This window comes from Roseospira navarrensis (genome assembly GCF_009601025.1).
GTDB classification, from domain to species: domain Bacteria; phylum Pseudomonadota; class Alphaproteobacteria; order Rhodospirillales; family Rhodospirillaceae; genus Rhodospira; species Rhodospira navarrensis.
Map to the genome: position 1 here is coordinate 25,213 of NZ_WIVE01000013.1, position 18,776 is coordinate 43,988.

The 18,776-nt window shown below is 71.6% G+C and carries 17 protein-coding genes and 1 tRNA gene; 14 read left to right on the forward strand and 4 right to left on the reverse strand.

Annotated elements, in window-relative coordinates; all coding sequences use genetic code 11:
• Positions 1-181 precede the first annotated feature (181 nt).
• A complete protein-coding gene (locus GHC57_RS06215; RefSeq protein ID WP_153342287.1) occupies positions 182-2,989 on the reverse strand; it encodes a phosphoenolpyruvate carboxylase in 2,808 nt (935 codons plus the stop codon).
• 343 nt (positions 2,990-3,332) lie between these two features.
• On the opposite strand from GHC57_RS06215, the gene GHC57_RS06220 reads away from it, so the two are divergent.
• The 13 genes from GHC57_RS06220 to mobA all read left to right on the forward strand — a co-directional run bounded on the left by GHC57_RS06220 (position 3,333) and on the right by mobA (position 15,189).
• Positions 3,333-4,100 carry a DsbA family protein gene (locus tag GHC57_RS06220; RefSeq protein WP_153342289.1) on the forward strand — a complete coding sequence of 256 codons (768 nt, stop codon included), beginning with the start codon at positions 3,333-3,335 and terminating at the stop codon, positions 4,098-4,100.
• Positions 4,101-4,144: 44 nt separating this feature from the next.
• A complete protein-coding gene (locus GHC57_RS06225) occupies positions 4,145-5,215 on the forward strand; it encodes an alpha/beta hydrolase (RefSeq protein ID WP_153342291.1) in 1,071 nt (356 codons plus the stop codon).
• Positions 5,216-5,314: 99 nt separating this feature from the next.
• Positions 5,315-6,082, forward strand: coding sequence for an urease accessory protein UreH domain-containing protein (locus tag GHC57_RS06230; RefSeq protein WP_170294720.1), 768 nt, complete (start codon positions 5,315-5,317; stop codon positions 6,080-6,082).
• A gap of 33 nt (positions 6,083-6,115) precedes the next feature.
• On the forward strand, positions 6,116-6,784 hold the full coding sequence (locus GHC57_RS06235) for an SCO family protein (protein ID WP_153342293.1): 669 nt from the start codon (positions 6,116-6,118) through the stop codon (positions 6,782-6,784).
• A gap of 112 nt (positions 6,785-6,896) precedes the next feature.
• Positions 6,897-7,625: a heme ABC transporter permease gene (locus GHC57_RS06240; RefSeq protein ID WP_153342295.1), complete on the forward strand. Its 729-nt coding sequence runs from the start codon at positions 6,897-6,899 to the stop codon at positions 7,623-7,625.
• Between the two features lie 64 nt (positions 7,626-7,689).
• On the forward strand, positions 7,690-7,986 hold the full coding sequence (gene ccmD, locus GHC57_RS06245) for a heme exporter protein CcmD (RefSeq protein ID WP_153342297.1): 297 nt from the start codon (positions 7,690-7,692) through the stop codon (positions 7,984-7,986).
• Positions 7,983-8,489, forward strand: coding sequence for a cytochrome c maturation protein CcmE (gene ccmE / locus GHC57_RS06250; RefSeq protein WP_170294721.1), 507 nt, complete (start codon positions 7,983-7,985; stop codon positions 8,487-8,489). The genes ccmD and ccmE overlap by 4 nt, the downstream gene beginning before the upstream one ends.
• A gap of 467 nt (positions 8,490-8,956) precedes the next feature.
• On the forward strand, positions 8,957-11,005 hold the full coding sequence (locus tag GHC57_RS06255) for a heme lyase CcmF/NrfE family subunit (protein WP_153342299.1): 2,049 nt from the start codon (positions 8,957-8,959) through the stop codon (positions 11,003-11,005).
• The gene (locus tag GHC57_RS06260; protein WP_153342301.1) at positions 11,002-11,544 is read left to right on the forward strand and encodes a DsbE family thiol:disulfide interchange protein; all 543 of its coding nucleotides are present in this window, start codon (positions 11,002-11,004) and stop codon (positions 11,542-11,544) included. Before GHC57_RS06255 ends, GHC57_RS06260 begins: the two co-directional genes overlap by 4 nt.
• Positions 11,541-12,125, forward strand: coding sequence for a cytochrome c-type biogenesis protein (locus GHC57_RS06265; protein ID WP_343031124.1), 585 nt, complete (start codon positions 11,541-11,543; stop codon positions 12,123-12,125). The genes GHC57_RS06260 and GHC57_RS06265 overlap by 4 nt, the downstream gene beginning before the upstream one ends.
• Positions 12,122-13,723, forward strand: a complete 1,602-nt coding sequence (gene ccmI, locus GHC57_RS06270; protein WP_153342303.1) for a c-type cytochrome biogenesis protein CcmI — start codon at positions 12,122-12,124, stop codon at positions 13,721-13,723. Before GHC57_RS06265 ends, ccmI begins: the two co-directional genes overlap by 4 nt.
• A gap of 33 nt (positions 13,724-13,756) precedes the next feature.
• A complete protein-coding gene (locus tag GHC57_RS06275) occupies positions 13,757-14,566 on the forward strand; it encodes a HesA/MoeB/ThiF family protein (RefSeq protein ID WP_153342305.1) in 810 nt (269 codons plus the stop codon).
• Positions 14,563-15,189 carry a molybdenum cofactor guanylyltransferase MobA gene (gene mobA, locus GHC57_RS06280; protein WP_153342307.1) on the forward strand — a complete coding sequence of 209 codons (627 nt, stop codon included), beginning with the start codon at positions 14,563-14,565 and terminating at the stop codon, positions 15,187-15,189. Before GHC57_RS06275 ends, mobA begins: the two co-directional genes overlap by 4 nt.
• On the opposite strand, the gene GHC57_RS06285 is transcribed toward mobA, so the two are convergent.
• Positions 15,170-16,420, reverse strand: coding sequence for an MFS transporter (locus GHC57_RS06285; protein WP_343031125.1), 1,251 nt, complete (start codon positions 16,418-16,420; stop codon positions 15,170-15,172). The genes mobA and GHC57_RS06285 overlap by 20 nt on opposite strands.
• A 122-nt stretch (positions 16,421-16,542) precedes the next feature.
• On the opposite strand from GHC57_RS06285, the gene GHC57_RS06290 reads away from it, so the two are divergent.
• Positions 16,543-17,607 carry a hypothetical protein gene (locus tag GHC57_RS06290; protein ID WP_246152165.1) on the forward strand — a complete coding sequence of 355 codons (1,065 nt, stop codon included), beginning with the start codon at positions 16,543-16,545 and terminating at the stop codon, positions 17,605-17,607.
• A gap of 102 nt (positions 17,608-17,709) precedes the next feature.
• On the opposite strand, the gene GHC57_RS06295 is transcribed toward GHC57_RS06290, so the two are convergent.
• Positions 17,710-17,785: transfer RNA gene (locus tag GHC57_RS06295), tRNA-Glu, on the reverse strand.
• 184 nt (positions 17,786-17,969) lie between these two features.
• Positions 17,970-18,773: a hypothetical protein gene (locus tag GHC57_RS06300; protein WP_153342311.1), complete on the reverse strand. Its 804-nt coding sequence runs from the start codon at positions 18,771-18,773 to the stop codon at positions 17,970-17,972.
• Between the last annotated feature and the right edge of the window lie 3 nt (positions 18,774-18,776).

Consider the following 18,776-nt stretch of genomic DNA (forward strand, 5'->3'; position numbering starts at 1 on the left):
CGCGACCATGACACGCGACCGGACTCCCTCCCCATGGACTGTGGAGGGGTGGGGGTGTCTCGGGGGCCGCAACGGTCCGGAAACCACGAGACCCCGGTTTTCCGCGAAGACCCAAAAAACGGTCCGGACGGGGCTGCAAGGCCCGTCCGGCACACGCCGGTCTCCCCGTCCCCGCGCCCTGCTACCCCGTCGCGCCCAGGCCGGCGGCAATGGCGTTGACGGTCTGCAACAGCGACGGCAGCCAACGGTCCGCCTCGTGCTCGCGGCCATCGGCGCGCAGGTCGCGCCAGATCTCCAGCAACTGGACCTGCCGGGCGTGGATCGGCTCCAGGGCCGGCCCGCGCAGAGCCAGAACACGGTTCACGCGCGGCCGCTTTTCCGCGAGCGGACCCTGATAGATGGCCTCCAGCGCCGCCTGGGTGCGGTCGTATTCCTCCAGGATCAGGCCCAGCAGGCGGTCGCGCACCTCGGTGTCGCGGACCAGCCCGGCGTAGCGGGTCATGATGTCCCGGTCCGCGCTGGCCAGGCCGGTGGCGGCGTTGCTGATGAGGTAGTGCAGTGGCGGCCAGGTGATGGTCGCCCGCTTGCAGGCGGCCAGCCGCTCGAAGCCCTCCGGGTCGCTCTCCCGCAGAGTCAGCAACGCGGTGCCGATGCCGAACCAGGCCGAGACCAGGAAGCGCGACTGGCTCCAGGCGAACACCCAGGGGATGGCGCGCAGGTCCTCAAGGGTGCGCTGGCCCGACCGGCGCGCCGGGCGTGAGCCGATGCGGCTGGATTCGATCACGTCGATGGGTGTGGCCTCGGCGTAGAACGACATGAACCCGTCGGCGTCCAGAAGCTCCCGGTACCGCTTGCGGCTGTCGGTGGCCAGCCGGTCCATGATCGGCGGTAGGCCGTGGTCGTCGCGCGGCCGGGCGGCGCGCAGGGTGGCGTTCAGGGTGCCGGCGGTCAGCAGTTCCAGGTTGTAGGCCGCCGTCACCACGTTGGCGTATTTCTGCGAGATGGTCTCGCCCTGCTCGGTCAGGCGCAGGTCGCCATCAATGGCGCCCGGCGGCTGGGCGCGGACGAAGCGGTGCGTCGGCCCCGAGCCCCGGCTGATGGTGCCGCCGCGCCCGTGGAACACGCGCAGGCGCACGCCGTGCCGGTTGGCGACTCGCACCATGGCGCTCTGGGCGCGGAACAGGCCCCACTGGGCGGCCACAAGTCCGCCGTCCTTGCCGCTGTCGCTGTAGCCCACCATGACCTGCTGCGTCGGCCGGTCGGTGCCGGCGTCGCGGCGCTGGGCCTCCAGGCTGGCGCGGGTCACGGGGTGATCCAGGAAGGCCTCCAGAATCTCCGGGGCGTTCTCCAGGTCCTCGATGGTCTCGAACAGGGGCACCACGGGCAGCGGGCAGACCGCCACGCCGTCGGGATAGGTCAGCAGCCCGGCTTCGCGCGCCAGCAGGTACACCGCCAGAAGGTCCGACAGGCCCCGGGTCATGCTGACGATCAGCGCCCCCAGGCCGTCGGGGCCGCGTTCATCCACGCGCTGCGCCAGCACCCGCAGGCAGCCGATGACGCTGGCGGCCTCGGCGCCCGCTCGGGTGCCGTCGTGCATGAACGGGCGCGGCGAGGCCAGTTCGCGGTTCAGCAGGTCCACGCGTCGGGGTTCGTCCCAGCGGGCGAAGTCCGCGTCTTCCATGCGGGCGGCCGCCAGCAACTGCGCCACCGCGCGGTCGTGAAAGGCGCTGTTCTGGCGCACGTCGAGGGTGGCCAGGTGGAACCCGAACGACCGCACCATGGCGTGGACCGGCCCCACATCCCGGTCGGCGAGACGCCGTGCGCCCAACGCCACCAGGGTGTCGGCCAGCACCTCCAGATCCGCCAGCAGCTCGCGGGCGCGGCGATAGCGGCCGGGCGCGGGCGGGCCGGAGGGGTCCGGCAGGGCGAGGATCATCATGTTGACGAACTGCCGCCAGGGCTCACCCCGGTTGCGGTTGAAGGCCTCGTCGGCGGCCGGCCCCAGATCCTGCGCCATGCGGGTCAGGCGGCGGGTCAGAGCCGGCGGCACCACCTGCCGCGACAGGGTCAGCGACAGGCCGGCGGCCATGCGGCCGAGGCGGTCGCGCAGGTTCTCGATCGCCCGCGCCGAAAGCTGGTCCAGGGTCCAGGCCGTGATGTCCGGCGTCACCAGGGGGTGGCCGTCGCGGTCGCCGCCCACCCAGTCCCCGAAGGTGACGGTGGGGCGGTGCGTGGGATCGTTCAGCAGCGCCGGATCAAACCCCACCCGGCGCCACGCGGTTTCAAGGCGGCGGTTCAGCCAGGGCAGCGTCTGGGGGAACATCTCGCCCAGGAAGTACAGCACGATGCCCAGTTCGCCCTGCACCGTGGGCTTTTCCAGCAGGATCTCGCCGGTGCGCCACAGCCGTTCCAGCGCGGCCTTGGTCTCTTCGCGCAGGGAGTCCCGCTCGCCCGGCGTCCACATGGTGTTTTCGCTGTCCACCATCAGGCGATAGATGACCCGGTGATGGTGCAGCACGCTGGCGCGCTTGGCCTCGGTGGGGTGGGCGGTCAGCACCGGCTCGACCCGCACGCGGGCGAGTGCGGCGGCGATCTCTTCCTGGGTCCAGCCGTCGCGGGCCAGACGGGCGAGCACGTGCTCCCACGACCCGGAATCGGCCTCCAGCGGCCCCTGCGATTCCACCTGACGGCGGCTCTGGGCGAGCGCGTTTTCCTCGGCCTGCTGCAGAAGCTGGAAGGCGACCGAGCGGGCCTCGACGCAGCGTTCGACCACCGGATCCGCCGGGTCGTCGGGCCAGGCGTTGACGGCCGACAGGTCCAGCGAGACGTCGCCGTTGTTCCCGGGCGGCCAGGGCAGGCGGTCGGCCACCGCGTCCTCGCCGATCTCGCGCAGCACCTCGGCGAAGGCGTCCATGAGAAAGCGAAGATCGTGGTCGATCTTGGGCAGGGCGGTCTGGTCGGACAGCCGGGAGGTATAGGTATCCTGCATGGGGCGGACGTCCCTTCGGAGCGGCCGGAGGCGCGGTGGATCGGGCGGTAGAACGGGACAAGGCGCGGCGGTGGAGAGACGCGCGGGCAGGGGCGGCGCTTCGACCGAGCGCCCCACGCCCCCAAGGTAGCCGCTCACGCGCGCGGCGCAACCCGGTGCGGGGCGGAGTCCGGTCGTTCGGCGATCGTGTCGATTCCGGACCGGATGGTCCCCTTGTGGCGTTTCCCCTGAACGCCCATTATGAAGCGCGTATCGTCATGCTGATGGGGGATGCGCCGGATCCGTCCGGTTCATCGCGCCCCGCGCCCCGGCGTCCGGGGCCCAGGAGGGAGACCGGAGACCGATGAGACTGCGTGCAACCCTGACCCGAGTGCTGGCCATCCTGGGTATGGCGGCGGTGGCCTGGACGGCCGCGCCGTCTCAACCGGCGCGGGCGGCGGATGGCCTGACCGACGCCCAGGCGGACGCGGTGCGGGCGCTGGTCCGCGAGACTCTGCTGGAGAACCCCGAGATCATCGCCATGGCCCTGGAGGTCCTCCAGGACAAGCAGGCGCAGGAAGAGGCGGCGCGCGCCCGCGCGGCCATCCAGGAGAACCGGGACGCCCTGACGGCGGCCGACGCCGCCGACGTGCTGGGCAATCCGTCCGGCGACGTCACGGTGGTCGAGTTCTCCGACTACCAGTGCGGCTACTGCAAGCGCGTGTTCCCCGACCTGATGCGGGCCGTGGAGTCCGACGGCAATGTCCGCGTGGTGATCCGCGAACTGCCCATCCTGGGGCCGGAGTCGGTGATGGCGGCGCGCGCGGCGGTGGCGTCGCGCGCCCAGGGCAAGTACCCCGAATTCCACCGCGCCCTGATGGCCATGCGCGGCGGCGTGTCCGAGGCCGCCGTGATGCAGGTCGCCGCCGAAGTGGGCCTGGACGTGGAGCAGTTGCGCGTGGACATGGCGGATCCGACCATCGACGAGACCTTCAGCCAGAACGTCAAGCTCGCCCGGGCCCTGGGCATCACCGGCACGCCGGCCTTCGTCATCGGCGGTGAGCTGGCGCCGGGCGCCGTGCCGCTGGAGCGCCTGAAGGCGATGATCGAGGCCGCCCGCGCCGAGGGCTAGCCCCGGGATCGGCGAGGGCTGCCGTGACGGAGGCTCCGGCCCGGATGACGCGCCGCGCCCTGCTGCGGACCAGTGCGGGGGCGGCCGTGGCGGCGCCCGCGCTGGCGGCCTGTGCCGGCGAGCCGTGGCGGCCGCCGCCGGGGGAGACCGTCCCGGGACCGGCGCCGCGCCTGGAGGACGCCGATGGGGCCTTCGTGGCGGGGGATGGGCTGCGGCTGCCCCTGACGCGCTGGTGCCGGACCGAGGCGCCGGGCGCGGTCGTGATCGCCCTGCACGGCTTCAACGACTACGCCAACGCCTTCATCGAGGCCGGGCCGTTCCTCGCCAATCGCGGACTCGCCGTCTGGGCGCCCGACCAGCGCGGGTTCGGGCGGGCGCCCGGGCGGGGCCGCTGGCCAGGGGCCGACCGGCTGGCCCAGGACGTGCGCGATCTGGTCGCGCTGGCCCGCGCCCGCTGGCCGGGCCGTCCGGTGGTCGTGCTGGGCGAGAGCATGGGCGGGGCCGTGACCATGGTCGCCGCCACCGACCCGGACCGACCCCTCGACGCGGATGCCCTGGTGTTGTGCGCCCCCGCCGTCTGGGGCCGCGAGACCATGCCGTGGCTCTATCGCGCGGTGCTGGATGTGACCGCCGCCGTGGCGCCCGGGGCGCGGGTCTCCGGCGAGGGGCTGGACATCTGGCCGTCCGACAACATCGAGATGCTGCGCCGCCTGGGCCGCGACCCGCTGATGATTCGTGACACCCGCGCCGCCACCGTGCAGGGGCTGGTGGACCTGATGGACGCCGCCCTGCGGGCCGCGCCGGCCGTGCCGCCCCCGGTGCTCGCCCTGACCGGCGTCAACGATCACGTGATCCCGTCCGCGCCGACCGAGGCGGCCTTTCGTGCCATGACCGGAGACGGGGCCGATCCGCTGCGTCGGCCCGCGCTCTACCGGGACGGCTGGCACATGCTGTTGCGGGACCTGGGCGGGGTCGCGCCGCTGGAGGACATCGCGGCCTGGATCCGCGATCCGGCCGCCCCGCTGCCCTCGGGCGCGGACGACCGGGCGCGCGCCTGGCTGGCCGGACGGCTCGACCCCGCGCCGCGCGCGCGGCCATCCGTTCCGGCGTACTGACCGGATGGCGGCCCGCATCGCGGGGCGCCCGTTGACATACATCATGGATCACCCCGCCGACGCCGCGCAGGGTGAGGGACCAGACCGAGGGATGACACTGTGGAGCCGCAAGCCGAACTGATGGACCTGCTGGCCTCCGGGCTCGCGCACTGCCACGTCGTGATCGGCGACGAGGGCGGTCTGCTGGCGAGTCTCGCCCTGGCCGGGCTGGCCGGCGGGTTCACGCACTGCACCGGGATGTGCGGGCCGTTCGTGCTGTCGCAGACGGCGGCCCGGCTGGAGTCGGTGCCGGCCGACCGCATGCGGGAATTCCACCGGCTGACCGGCGCGGCGCTGGCGCCCTATCATCTGGGGCGGATGACCACCTATATGATTCTCGGGGCCAGCCTGTCGGCCCTGGCCGGCACGCTGACCCGCACCGGCCTGCTGGACTGGCTGTCGGCCGCCCTGCTGGTGCTGGCGGCGGTGCTGTTCGTGGGCTACGCGCTGCCCCGCCTGCGGGTGGCGATCCCGGGCGGCTCGCGGCTGGAGGCGTGGTGGTCGGCGCATGTGGGCGACGCCGCCCGGCCCTTGTTCCGCGACCCCACGGGCTGGCGCGGGTACGGGCTGGGCGTCATGCTGGGGTTCATCCCCTGCGGCCTGCTGTACGGCGCGCTGGCGGCGGCGGCGTCCAGCGGCGAGGTGCTGACGGGCGCGGTGGCCATGGGCGTGTTCGCGCTGGCCACGGTGCCGAGCCTGCTGGTGGTCGGCCTGGTCGGGCAGGTGGCGGCGGCCCGGTTCCGGGGCGCGATGGCGGTGGCCGTGCCGACCCTGATGCTCATCAACGCCGCCGTGCTGGCGTATCTGGCGGTCGGGCTGGTGGCCTGACGGCCCCTTGGATCGGAAAGGGACGGAGGGATCATGGGGATCGTGAAGGGTCTTTCGGTGGTGGGCGGCGCGCTGGTGATCGCCGGCGTGGCGGCCATCGCCATCCTGCCGCGTCTGGAGCACCTCGGCCTGACCGGCGGGGGCGGCGACGGGGCCGCGCCCACCCATGCCGCGGCGGACGGGGACTACTCCGGCCCCGCGTCCATCGGCGGCCCGTTCACGCTGGTGAACGGCGACGGCAAGACGGTGACCGAAGAGTCGTGGCCGGGGCAGTACCTGCTGATCTACTTCGGCTACACCTATTGCCCTGACGTGTGCCCCACCAGCCTGTCCACCATGACGGCCGCGCTGGAGCAGCTCGACCCGGCGCTGGTGGAGAAGGTCCAGCCGATCTTCGTCAGCGTGGACCCGGAGCGCGACCGCCCAGCCGATGTGGCGGAGTATGCGTCCTTTTTCCATCCCAGAATGGTGGGGCTGACCGGCAGTCTGGAGCAGGTGGAAGCCGCCGCCCGGGCGTACAAGGTCTATTACGCCAAGGTGGAGCAGCCGGAGAGCGCCATCGGCTACCTGCTGGATCACAGCGCCATCACCTATCTGATGGCGCCCGACGGCACCCTGGCGGCGTTCTTCAGGCACGGCGAGGACCCGGCCGCCATGGCCGACCGTCTGCGCGAGACTCTGTCGGGCGGGGCCGCGTCGTGAGGCTGCCTTGATCCCGCCTCCGGTTCGACTGGAAATCGCCCCGACTTGCGGCTAAGGTCCCGTCAACGCATCAGAACACACCCGATCCATCCGAGCCCGGCCGGACCCGACCATGCACCGCTACGCCAACCCGACCCGCTTCCTGCGTATCGCCAACGCCATCCTGCCGTGGAGCACGGGGATCATGATCCTCGCCTTCGGCGTCGGGCTGGCCTATGCGCTGGTGTTCTCGCCGCCCGACTATCAGCAGAGCGAGACCGTGCGCATCATGTACGTGCACGTTCCGTCCGCCTGGATGGGCCTGTTCGTCTATACGGCCATGGCCATCGCCAGCGCCGTGGCGCTGATCTGGCGCCACCCGGTGGCCGATCTGGCGGCGCAGTGCTCGGCGCCGGTGGGGGCCGCGTTCACCTTCATCTGCCTGGTCACGGGATCGCTGTGGGGCAAGCCCATGTGGGGCACCTGGTGGGTGTGGGACGCCCGCCTGACCTCCATGCTGATCCTGCTGTTCCTGTACCTGGGCTACATGGCGCTGGCCGGGGCCTTCGACGACCGCCAGCGTGGCGCCAAGGCGGCGGCCGTGCTCGCCCTGGTGGGCTGGGTGAACATCCCGATCATCAAGTTCTCGGTGGACTGGTGGAACACGCTGCACCAGCCGGCGAGCGTCAACCCCATGGGCGAAAGCGGCATCGCCATCGACACGGCGATGCTGATCCCTCTGCTGACCATGGCATTGGCCTTCAAGGCGTATTATGTGACAACCCTGCTGCTGGGGATGCGGCGGGAGATTGCGGCCGCCAAGGTGCGCACGCTGCGCATGGCCGCGGTTCACGGGGCGTGAGCCGCGCGGACCGGGACGTCAATGGCCGCCATGACAGGCCGTTGGGACAAGAGCGAGTGATCCAGTGGACAGCCTGATTGCCTATTTCGACATGGACGGCTACGCGGTGTTCGTGTGGCCGTCGTATGCGGTGGCGGCCGCCATCATGGTCGCCTTGTTCGTGTATGTGTGGGCCAGCCTGCGCCGCGAGGAGCGGACCCTGGCCCAGCTTCAGGCCGCCGGGGGCGGCCGGCGCCGGCGGGCGAAGGCCCCGGGCGACGGCCGGGCGACCGTTCAGGAAACCGGAACCGAACGCGAAGGGACCGGCGGGGCCGAGGGCCGCGCCGACGCTCCATCCCCCGACGACGGAGGCCGCACGTGACCCGCAAGAAACGGCGACTGTATTTCATCGGCCTGGGCATGCTCGCCCTGGGCGCGGCCACGGCGCTGGTGCTGACGGCCATCAGCGACAGCCTGCTGTACTTCTATAGCCCGTCCGACCTGCAGGAACGGCCGGTGGCCGAGGGCCAGCGCTTCCGCCTGGGCGGGCTGGTCGAGGAAGGCAGCGTGCAGAAGGACGGCGAGACCGTCCGCTTCGTGGTCACCGATCTGGTCCACACCGTGCCGGTGACCTACACCGGCATTCTGCCCGACCTGTTCCGGCCCGGGCAGGGTGTGGTGACCGAGGGCCGGCTGACGGCCGGCTCGGGCCTGTTCCAGGCGGACAGCGTGCTGGCCAAGCACGACGAGAACTATATGCCGCCGGAGGTCGCCGACGCCCTCAAGAAAAGCGGTCAATGGCAACACGGCGCGGACGGCGCCGAGGCCGCCGCCGACGGAATGTCCGGCGGCGGCACATCCGGCCAGCCCGGGCCGACCTATTGATCGCGCGGGGACACGCGGACCCTCGGCGGGCGCGGTCGGTCCGTCCGATGGACCGAGCGCCCCAGAGGGAGCCCCGGGACACCAGGTTCAGGGTAACGGGATCGCTGTTGCAGGGCGTCTCTACGGGTCGGAGACCCGCGTTCGAGATCCGTCAGCCGTGTCGCGGCTTCAGGATGACATCCGATGAATTGAGTTTGTCATCCCGAGCGAGCGCAGCGAGGCGAGGGATCTCGGGAGGCGGGCCCCGACGGTGCGGACGGCGCCGTCATGTGAACCTGAACTCTTTGCCCCGGAGAGGGCCCGGCTTTCCTTGCGTCCCGGCGCGCGTTCGGTCAATGTGTCAGCGGGGATTGACGGAAGACTGGCCGGACCGACGCCGTGATGGCGCGGCCCGCCCCGTGGTTGTCGCAGGACCACGGGCCGAATGGGGGACAACACCCCGGGTTTCCGAACGGGAGGACTCCTGAATGATCCCCGAGATCGGTCACTTTGCCCTGACCCTGGCGCTGTGCGTCGCGATGGTGCAGGCGATCTTTCCGATGGTGGGCGCGCAGCGGGGCGATCTGGCCCTGATGAACCTGTCGCGGCCGGCCTCCGTGGCCCTGTTCCTGACCATCGCCGTGGCGTTCGCCGCGCTGACCCACAGCTTCATCGTCTCTGACTTCTCGGTCAGCAACGTCTACCTCAACTCCCACACCGACAAGCCGTTGCTCTACAAGATCACCGGCGTGTGGGGGAACCACGAGGGCTCGCTGCTGCTGTGGATCCTGATCCTGGCCGTGTTCGGGCTGGCGGTCACGCTGTTCGGTCGCAATCTGCCGCCGGGCCTGCGGTCGCGCGCCCTGTCGGTTCAGGCGATGATCGTGGTCGGCTTCCTGCTGTTCATCCTGTTCACGTCGAACCCGTTCGAGCGCATCGACCCCGCGCCCCTGAACGGACGCGGCCTGAACCCGCTGCTGCAGGATCCGGGGCTCGCCTTCCATCCGCCCATGCTCTACCTGGGCTATGTGGGCTTCTCGATGGCGTTTTCGTTCGCCATCGCCGCCCTGATCGAGGGCCGGGTGGACGCCGCCTGGGCGCGCTGGGTGCGGCCGTGGACGCTGCTGGCCTGGATCTTCCTGACCCTGGGTATCGCGCTGGGAAGCTGGTGGGCCTACTACGAACTGGGCTGGGGCGGCTGGTGGTACTGGGATCCGGTCGAGAACGCCTCGTTCATCCCCTGGCTGTCGGGCACGGCGCTGCTGCACTCGGCCATCGTGGTGGAGAAGCGCGACACCCTGAAGAGCTGGACCATCCTGCTCGCCATCGTCACCTTCTCGCTGTCGCTGCTGGGCACGTTCCTGGTGCGCTCGGGCGTCATCACCTCGGTGCACGCCTTCGCCACCGACCCGACGCGCGGCGTGTTCATCCTGGCCCTGCTGGCGATCACCGTGGTGGGCTCGTTCAGCCTGTACGCCTGGCGGGCGCCGCAGATGAAGAGCGGCGGGGTGTTCGCCCCGGTCTCGCGCGAGGGCGCGCTGCTGCTCAACAACGTGCTGCTGAGCACGGCGGCGGCCACCGTGCTGCTGGGCACGCTCTACCCGCTGTTCGCCGACGCGCTGGAACTGGGCAAGGTGTCGGTGGGGCCGCCGTTCTTCAACGCGGTGTTCGTGCCCCTGATGATCCCCATGCTCATCGTCATGGCCCTGGCCCCCATGCTGGCCTGGAAGCGCGGCGACGCGCTGGGGGCCGCCAAGCGCCTGTGGCTGGCGCTGGTGGCGGCGGCCGGGGTGTTCGCCGCGACGTACATCCTCGCCGGCGGGTCGTTCGTCCATGTCGGGGCCGCCTTCGGCATGGGCCTGGGCGCGTGGCTGCTGATCGGCACCCTGATCGAGTGGGCGGAGCGGGTGCACCTGTTCCGCGCCGCCCCCGGGGTCAGCCTGAAGCGGGCGACCGGCCTGCCGCGCTCGGCCTACGGCATGACGCTGGCGCACGCCGGCACGGCGATCCTGGTGATGGGCGTGGTCGGCAACACCGCCTGGAAGAGCGAATCCATCCAGGTCATGAAACCCGGCGACACGCTGGACATGGCCGGTCATGTCTATCGGTTCGAGGGCGCCGAGCGGGTCGAGGGCCCCAACTACGACGCCATCCGGGGGCACCTGACCCTGATGGACGGCGAGGGCCGGGTGGTGGCCCGGATGGACCCGGAGAAGCGCAGCTACAACACCCGCACCATGGACACCACCGAGGCGGCCATCCACACCACGTTCCTGCATGACCATTACGCGGTCATCGGCGATCCGTCGCCGGAGCAGGGCCCCGGCGCGTTCGTCACGCGGTTCTACTACGAGCCGTTCGTGCCGCTGCTGTGGTACGGTGCCCTGATGATGGGACTGGGCGGCGTGGTCTCTCTCTCCGACCGGCGGCACCGCATCGGCGCGCCCGCGCGCAAACCGGCGCTGGCCAGCACCATGGTGGCCGGCGGTGGAACCGGGACCGGCAGCGGTCCCGCGACCGAGGGGGCCGCGCGATGAGGACCCGACGCCTTGTCTCCCTGCTGCCCCTTCTGGTGGTGGCGATCCTGATCGGGTTCTTCATCGTCGGCCTGACCAAGGATCCGCGCGAGCTGCCCACCGTGCTGCTGGACCGCCCGGTGCCGGACTTCTCCCTGCCCGGTCTGCCCGGGCGGGACCCGGCCCTGACCGACCCGGCCGCGATCCAGGGCGAAGTGGTGCTGGTCAACTTCTTCGGCTCGTGGTGTGTGGCCTGCCTGCAGGAACACGCCATGCTCAAGCGCATCCAGGCCGAGGGGCTGGTGCCGCTGCACGGCATCGCGTTCAAGGACCAGCCCGAGGACACGCTGCGCTGGCTGGGCCGGCACGGCGACCCGTACGACGCCGTCGGCTATGACACCACCAACCGGATCGCCATCGAGTTCGGCATCACCGGCGCGCCCGAGACCTTCGTGATCGACAAGGACGGCGTGATCCGTCACAAGCACGTTGGCCCGATCTCGGAAGAGGCCTGGACCAACACGTTGAGACCGCTGATCGAGGACCTGCAGAAGGGATGAGACGGGGCAGACCAGAACCGGCGATGCGGGCCGGACCGGCAGGACGGAAGCAGGGACGCAGGCGCGGCGCGGGCCTCGCGGCCGCGCTGCTCGTGGGCGCCCTGATGCTGGGCGCGGGCGGCCCGGCGGCGGCGGTCCAGCCCGACGAGATGCTGGACGATCCCGCGCTGGAACAGCGCGCGCGCGAGATCAGCCGGGACCTGCGGTGCGTCGTCTGCCAGAACGAGAGCATCGATGAATCCAACGCCGACATGGCCCGGGACATGCGCATCCTGGTGCGCGACCGCCTGCTGGAAGGCGACAGCAACCAGGACGTCAAACAGTACCTCGTCGATCGCTACGGAGACTACGTGCTGCTCAAGCCGCCCTTCAAGCCCACCACCTATGTGCTGTGGTTCGGCCCGGCGCTGATCCTGCTGGGCGGGGTCGCCGCCGCCTATGGCTTTTACCGCCACCGCGCCACCCAGGCGGCCGCGCCGCCGCCGCTCAGCGCCGACGAACAGGCGCGCCTGAACGCCCTGCTGGACGACGATCCCGCCGGCGGTCGCTCCGATGACCATAAACCGGGGGGCGCGGCATGATCGTCTTGTGGTTGATGGTCGCCCTGTTCTCCGCCCTGGTCATGGCGATGCTGATGTTCCCGCTGCTGACCCGGACGTCCGAGGACAAGGGCGGATCGGCGGACCGGGCGGAGTATGACCTGACCGTCTACAAGGACCAGTTGTCCGAGATCGACCGCGATCTGGCCCGCGGCCTGCTGAGCGAGGATCAGGCCGCCGCCGCGCGGCTGGAGGTCCAGCGCCGCATGCTGGCCGCCACCGGCGGCCCGGACGGCGCCAAGGGCGAGGGCGACGGCGCGGCGACCAAGGCCGACGCGGCCCCGATCCGCATGATGGACCTGATTCCCCGCGCCATCGAGCAGGGGCCATGGGGCATCGCCACCCTGGCCGGCGTCATCGCGGTCGTGCCCATGGGGGCGCTGGCGCTCTATCTGGTGATCGGCTCGCCCATGCTGCCGGGCCAGCCGCACGCCCAGCGCATCGCCCTGGCCGCCCAGGAAAGCATGGCCGCGCTCCCCGACGATCTGCGCGAGACCATCGAGATGCTGCAGGCCGTGGTGGAGCAGCGCCCCGAAGAGGCGCAGGCGTGGTTCGAACTGGGCCGGGCCTACCGCCGCGCCGAACAGCACGGCCTCGCGGTCGAGGCCCTGGACCGCGCCCGCGAACTGGGCGTGGGGGCGGAGGACCAGCCGACCCTGATCTCCGAACTGGCCGAATCCCGCCTGCTGAGCGAGCAGGGCCAGATGACCCCGCGCGTGCGCGGCCTGTTCCTGGAGGCGCTGCGCCTCGACCGCACCGAGCCGCGCGCCCGCTTCTATCTGGGCATGGCGGCGGCGCAGGACGGCGAGCCGGCGCGCGCGCTCGCCATCTGGCGCGACCTGTCGGCGGAGTCGCCGCAGGACGCCCCGTGGATGGGCATGCTGCGCCAGAGCATGAGCATGGTCGCGCAGCAGAACGGGATCATGCCGGCCTCGGTCAAGCCCGCCCACCCGCTGGACCTGGAGGCCGGCGCGCCGGTGGAGCGCATCGATCCACCCGCCGCGCCCGAGGGCTCTGCCCAGGGTGGGGGGAGCGCCGAGGGCGGTCCGACCCCCGGTGCGCAGATGCGGGCCGAGGCGGACGCCGGTCGCGCGCCCGGGCAGGGCTTCTCCGAGGACGAGCGCGCCATGATCGAGGGCATGGTGGAGGGGCTCGCCGCGCGCCTGGAGGAGAATCCGGACGACGTCGAGGGCTGGATGCGCCTCGCCCAGTCCTACGGCGTGCTCGGCCGCTGGGACGACGCCGTGGCGGCCAGCGCCCGCGCGCTCGACCAGGCGCCGGAGGACCCGGATGTGCTGGAAGGCCACGCCGACACCCTGATTGCCGCCGCCCAGGCGGCCGGGGAGCCGGACCCGCCGGAGGCGGTGTTCGGCCTGTTCGACACCCTCCTGGAGTCCCGGCCGGACCACCCGAAGGCGCTGTACTTCGTCGGCCTGGGCGCGGCCAAGGACGGCAACGTGGACCGCGCCCGCAGCCTTTGGGAACGGCTGCTGGCCCGCATTCCCGAGGGCGAACCGGCCCACGCCGCCATTCAGCGGCAGCTTGACGCCCTGCCGTCCTCGGCGGACGCGACCCAGTAGCCCCCCAATTCGCACCGGGACGGCGTTGCGCCCATGGACTTCACCGAGGAACAGATCCGGCGTTACGCCCGCCACATCGTGTTGCGCGAGGTGGGCGGTACCGGGCAGGCGCGGCTGTTGTCCGCCCGCGTGCTGGTGGTCGGTGCGGGCGGACTGGGCTCGCCCCTGATTCTGTATCTGGCGGCCGCCGGCGTCGGCACCATCGGCGTCGTGGATGCCGACACCGTGGACCTGTCCAACCTGCAACGCCAGGTGCTGCACGGCGGCGACACCCTGGACCTGCCCAAGGTGGAAAGCGCCCGGCGCGCCGTCGCCCGCCTCAATCCCGACGTCACCCTGGTGCCGCACCCGGTCCGCCTGACCGGGGACACGGTGGCGGACCTGCTGGACGGCTACGACATCGTGTGCGACGGCACCGACAACGCCGAAACGCGCTTCCTGCTCAACGATGCCTGCCACTTCGCCCGCAAGACGCTGGTCTCGGCCGCCGTGCTGCGGTTCGACGGCCAGTTGTCCGTGTACAAGACCCACGCGGGCGGGCCGTGCTACCGCTGCATCTTCCCCACACCGCCGCCGCCCGATGCCGTGCCTTCTTGCGGCGAGGCCGGGGTGCTGGGCGCCGTGGCGGGGGTGATGGGCTCATTGCAGGCCACCGAGGTGGTCAAGGAGATCCTCGGCCTGGGCCGCTCCATGGCCGGTCGGCTGCTGATCCACGACGCGCTCGCCGGCGAGTTCCGCACCATCGCCGTCAAACCGGATCCGGCCTGCCCCCTGTGCGGGCGCGCACCGACGATCACGGACCTGTCGGGTCATGCCGACGTCGGGACCGGCGCGGCCGGATGACCGTGGCGCTGGGCATCCTGGCCGGCGGCCAGGGGCGGCGGATGGGCGGCGCGGACAAGGCGCTGCTGACGCTGGGCGACGGCCGCGCCGCGCTGGATCACCTGTTGGACCGTCTCACGCCCTGGCCGGGGCCGGTGGTGCTGAACGCCAACGGTGACCCCGCGCGCTTCGCCCGTTGGGACCTGCCCGTGGTGGCCGATTCCCTGACCGAGCCCGACGGCGACCCCGCCGGGCCGCTGGCCGGCCTGCTGGCGGTGCTGGAGTGGGTGCGGGCGGGGCACCCGGACGTGTCGGCCGTGGTCACCGTGCCCGTGGACACCCCCCTTGTGCCGCGCGACCTGCGCGACCGGCTCGCGGCGGCCCGGGCGGACGCGGGGGCGGACATCGCCTGCGCGGCCTCGGGCGGGCGGGTCCACCATGCCACCGCCCTGTGGCCGGTCGCGCTTGCGCCCGCTTTGCGCACCGCCCTGGCGGACGAGGGCCTGCGCGCCGTGCGGGCCTGGACCGGGCGGCATCGGGTGGCGCAGGCGCCCTGGGCGGTCGAGCCCGTGGACCCCTTCCTGTCCCTCAACACCCCGGACGACCTTGACCGCGCGCGCCGCCTCACGCCCTCGCCCGTCTGAGCGCGGGCACGCCGGCCAGCCCCACCAGCCCGACCAGTCCGAAGGCGAGTCCCCAGGCGGCGGTGGACTCCCGGCCGCCGGCCAGATCCAGAACAATGCCGAACGCCACCGGCCCCAGAAACGCGGCCCCGAACCCCAGCAGCGAGTGCAGGGCCAGCGTCGCGCCCCGGCGGCCGGCGGGCGCGGTCTCCACCGCCCCCGTGGTCAGCGCCGCCGAATCGAGCTGGATGAGCCCGGCATAGAGGATCGCCAGCCCCGCCACCAGCGGATAGGACAGGCCGCCCGCCAGCCAGCCGAAGCCGAGCGCCGTCACCGCCGAGAGGACCATATAGGCCTGGGTGGTGCGGGCCCGGCCCAGCCGCGTGGCCAGCCTCGCCCCGCCGATGCTGCAGGCCATGGCCACCAGCGCGCCCCAGCTCGCGACCGCGCCCGGCTCCAGCAGGGACCCGGGGCCGCCGGCGGCCGCGCCCCACGGTCCGGCGTCGGCCACCAACGCGAAGCCGAGCACGGCGACCACCCAGGCGCGGAAGGCGAACAGTTCCCACATGTGCGCCACATAGCCCAGGATGTAGCCCATGGCCGCGCGGCTCGCGAGCACCGGGCGGAAATCCAGCAGCGCGCCGCGGGTGCGGGGATCCGCCGGCTGGTCCGGGGCGTGCGGGGCCATCCACGCCACGGTCCCGGCGGCCAGCAGCGCCGCCGCGCCCGAGACCACGAACGCGCCCGGCCAGCCCGCCGCCTCGGCCACCAGCGCGGGCACCAGATAGGACAGCGCGCTGCCCAGGCTGAACGACGCGGTGTACAGCGGCACCGCGCCGGCCCGGCGCGCGGGCGCGATGCGGTCCACCATGACCCGCAGTCCCGGCATGTAGGTGCCGGCCAGCCCGACCCCGGCCAGGGCCCGCAGCGCCAGGGCGCTCCAGAAGCCCTCGGCGAACAGCGCGAAGGCCAGGTTGGCCCCGGCGGCGACCACGGCTCCGGCCACGAACACCCGGCGGGCGTCGAGGCGGTCGGTCAGCGACACCAGCACCGGCGCCGCCACCGCATAGCCCGCGAACAGGATGCCGCCGATCCACCCGGCTTCGGTGTTGCTCAGGTCCCAGTCCCGCATGAACGTGGGCAGCAGGGCGGCGAAGGCGAACACCCCGATCATGCACAGCACCAGGCCCGCGCAGGCGGACAGCACCAGCAGGCGCGGATGGGGGTGGGGGACGGCGGCGGACTCGGTCACGGATGGGTCTTTCGGTGGGCGGCGGGGCGGGGTCGGCCCTGAATTGTGATGGGCAGGCCGGGCCGAAATCGCTACCATGCGCGCGTCACCGTTGCACGCTTCCGATCAGGGAGACGCCCCTCATGGTCCCGAAATCGGGCTACATGTCCGACGAGAAGATCCTGAACCCCATCGAGGATGGGGACATGGACTCCCTGTTCACGCTGCCGCTGTCGTTCATCCCGTTCGAGACGCCGGCGCTCGGTCAGGCGCGGATGATCAAGAACGCTCAGTTGCGCAGCGTGATCGAGCTGTTCCAGGACGTGCAGACCGGCAGCGGTCAGATCGAGATCGCCGACCTGCCCAAGATGATGAACTGGCCGCCCGAAGAGGTGCACCCGGATCACGTCATCATCCGCAAACTGTCCATGCTGCACAGCTACGACGTGTTCTCGCTGCGCATCACCCTGCGCCGGATGGGTGTGCCGCTGACCAACGCGGCGGCCCTGCAACTCTCGCCGGAGAAGAACCAGGAGCTGACCCAGTACATGACCCAGTTCACGCGGCCGCTGATCGCCGAGATCTACGGCAGCGAGAACGTGCAGGTGGAGCGTTTCGAGGACGTGGTGGCCCTGTTCCGCGACCCGGACATCAAGCGGGCGCGCCAGCGCCTGCAGCAGATGGCGGACGCCCTGGGCATCGAGATCATGGAGGTCCCTACGTTCCTGGAAGATTACGGCGACATCTTCCTGTCCCTGTCGTACTACAAGCAGTGCCTGGACCGCCTCGCGCCACTTCTGGAAGTGTTCATCAACTCGATGTACGACATCCGCAAGAACTATCAGCTTCGCCAGGACCAGAACCTGTTGCGCTCCTGCGACATGATCGAGAACACCATCAACGAACTGACGGCCGCCATCACCGGCCGCTTCGAGAATTTCGAGCGATCCACCAAGGCCATGTGGGAGGACATATCCGCCGACCGCTTCCAGAAGGTCAAGGACCTGATCCAGGCCTATCACATCACCATCGGCGGCGTGCTGTGCGGCCTGACGGTGAAGATGAACGCCTGGGTGCGGCTGTTCCCCAAGCCGACCACCGGCGGGCCGGTCAAGCGCTCCGAATTCATCATGTCGGACATCCGCCAGGGCCTGAACAACATCACCAAGATCGAGGATTCGGCGCCCATGATGGCGTCGCTGGCGTAGGGGCGTCTTGGCGGCGCGACGGCACCATCCGGAAGACCAAACGCTGAAAGCCGGGCCTAAAAAAGCCCGGCTTTTCAACGACGTGCTGAATGGTAAGTAATTTGGCGTCCCCTAGGGGATTCGAACCCCTGTTGCCGCCGTGAGAGGGCGGTGTCCTAGGCCTCTAGACGAAGGGGACTGAAGGCCAGACGCGGTTTGTACGGCGGCGCCGGGGGGTCTGTCAACAGCCGCAACGCGCGGTGCCGCGCTTTCCCATGCACAGCGGACCGGCCCGGTCGGGTGCGCTGTGCGGCCACCTCTCTCGGCCCCTTTTGCCCCGCATTGTCTTCGGATGGGCGCGGCGGGTTGGTCGGGCGCGTGCGCTACCGGGACAGACCGGGCATGGTCGCCACCTCGGCCGCGACGGTCGGCAGCGGGGTCAGGGCGCCGTCGGGCAGCAGGCATACGCTGTCCAGGATGGCGCCGCTCAGCCGGTCCACCCGCACGCTCGGCTGGCCGCCCGCCTCGGTGCAGGCCGCCACCTCGCCCCCGGACGCCTGGTACAGGCCCGGCATCAGCGGCAGCGGCAGGCCCAGCACGGCCGCCGACCGTCCGCCCCGGGGCGGCATGCGCTGGAACGCGGCCGGCAGGCCCTTGGGGGCCTCGGCGTCGTCCTCGCCCTCGACGACCACCGGCGGCGGCGGCGCCTCCACCGGCGCTTCGGCATCGGGCGGGGGCGGCGGTCCGTCCCCGGCGGAGGCGACGAGGTCCATCATCATGGCCCGGGTCTCCACCGACAGATAGGGCACGCCGGCGATGGCGGTCAGGGTGGTGTTGCACCAGGGACGCAGCGGCGCGTTGGGCCCAAGGTCGCGGGGCGCCCAGACCTGATACGCGCCATGCGCGAGGCGGCGCAGGTAGATGCTCTCCATGGGCTCGGGGAAGCTGGCGGCCATGGGCTCCAGCCGGGCGGCGCAGGCCTGAGCCTCGACCTCGCTGATGACGATGGGGGGCGCATCGGCGGGCGTTTCGCCCTCGTCAGCCCCCTCGGCCCCCCCGGCTCCGGGCGCGGCGTCCGGTGCGTCCGCCGTGGTCTCCGGGGTCGCGTCCTCGGGCATCGCGGTCTGGGCCGCGGCCGGAAGCGCCAGACCGCCGGCCAGAGTCGCGGCCAGCGCCAGCCTTACCACCAG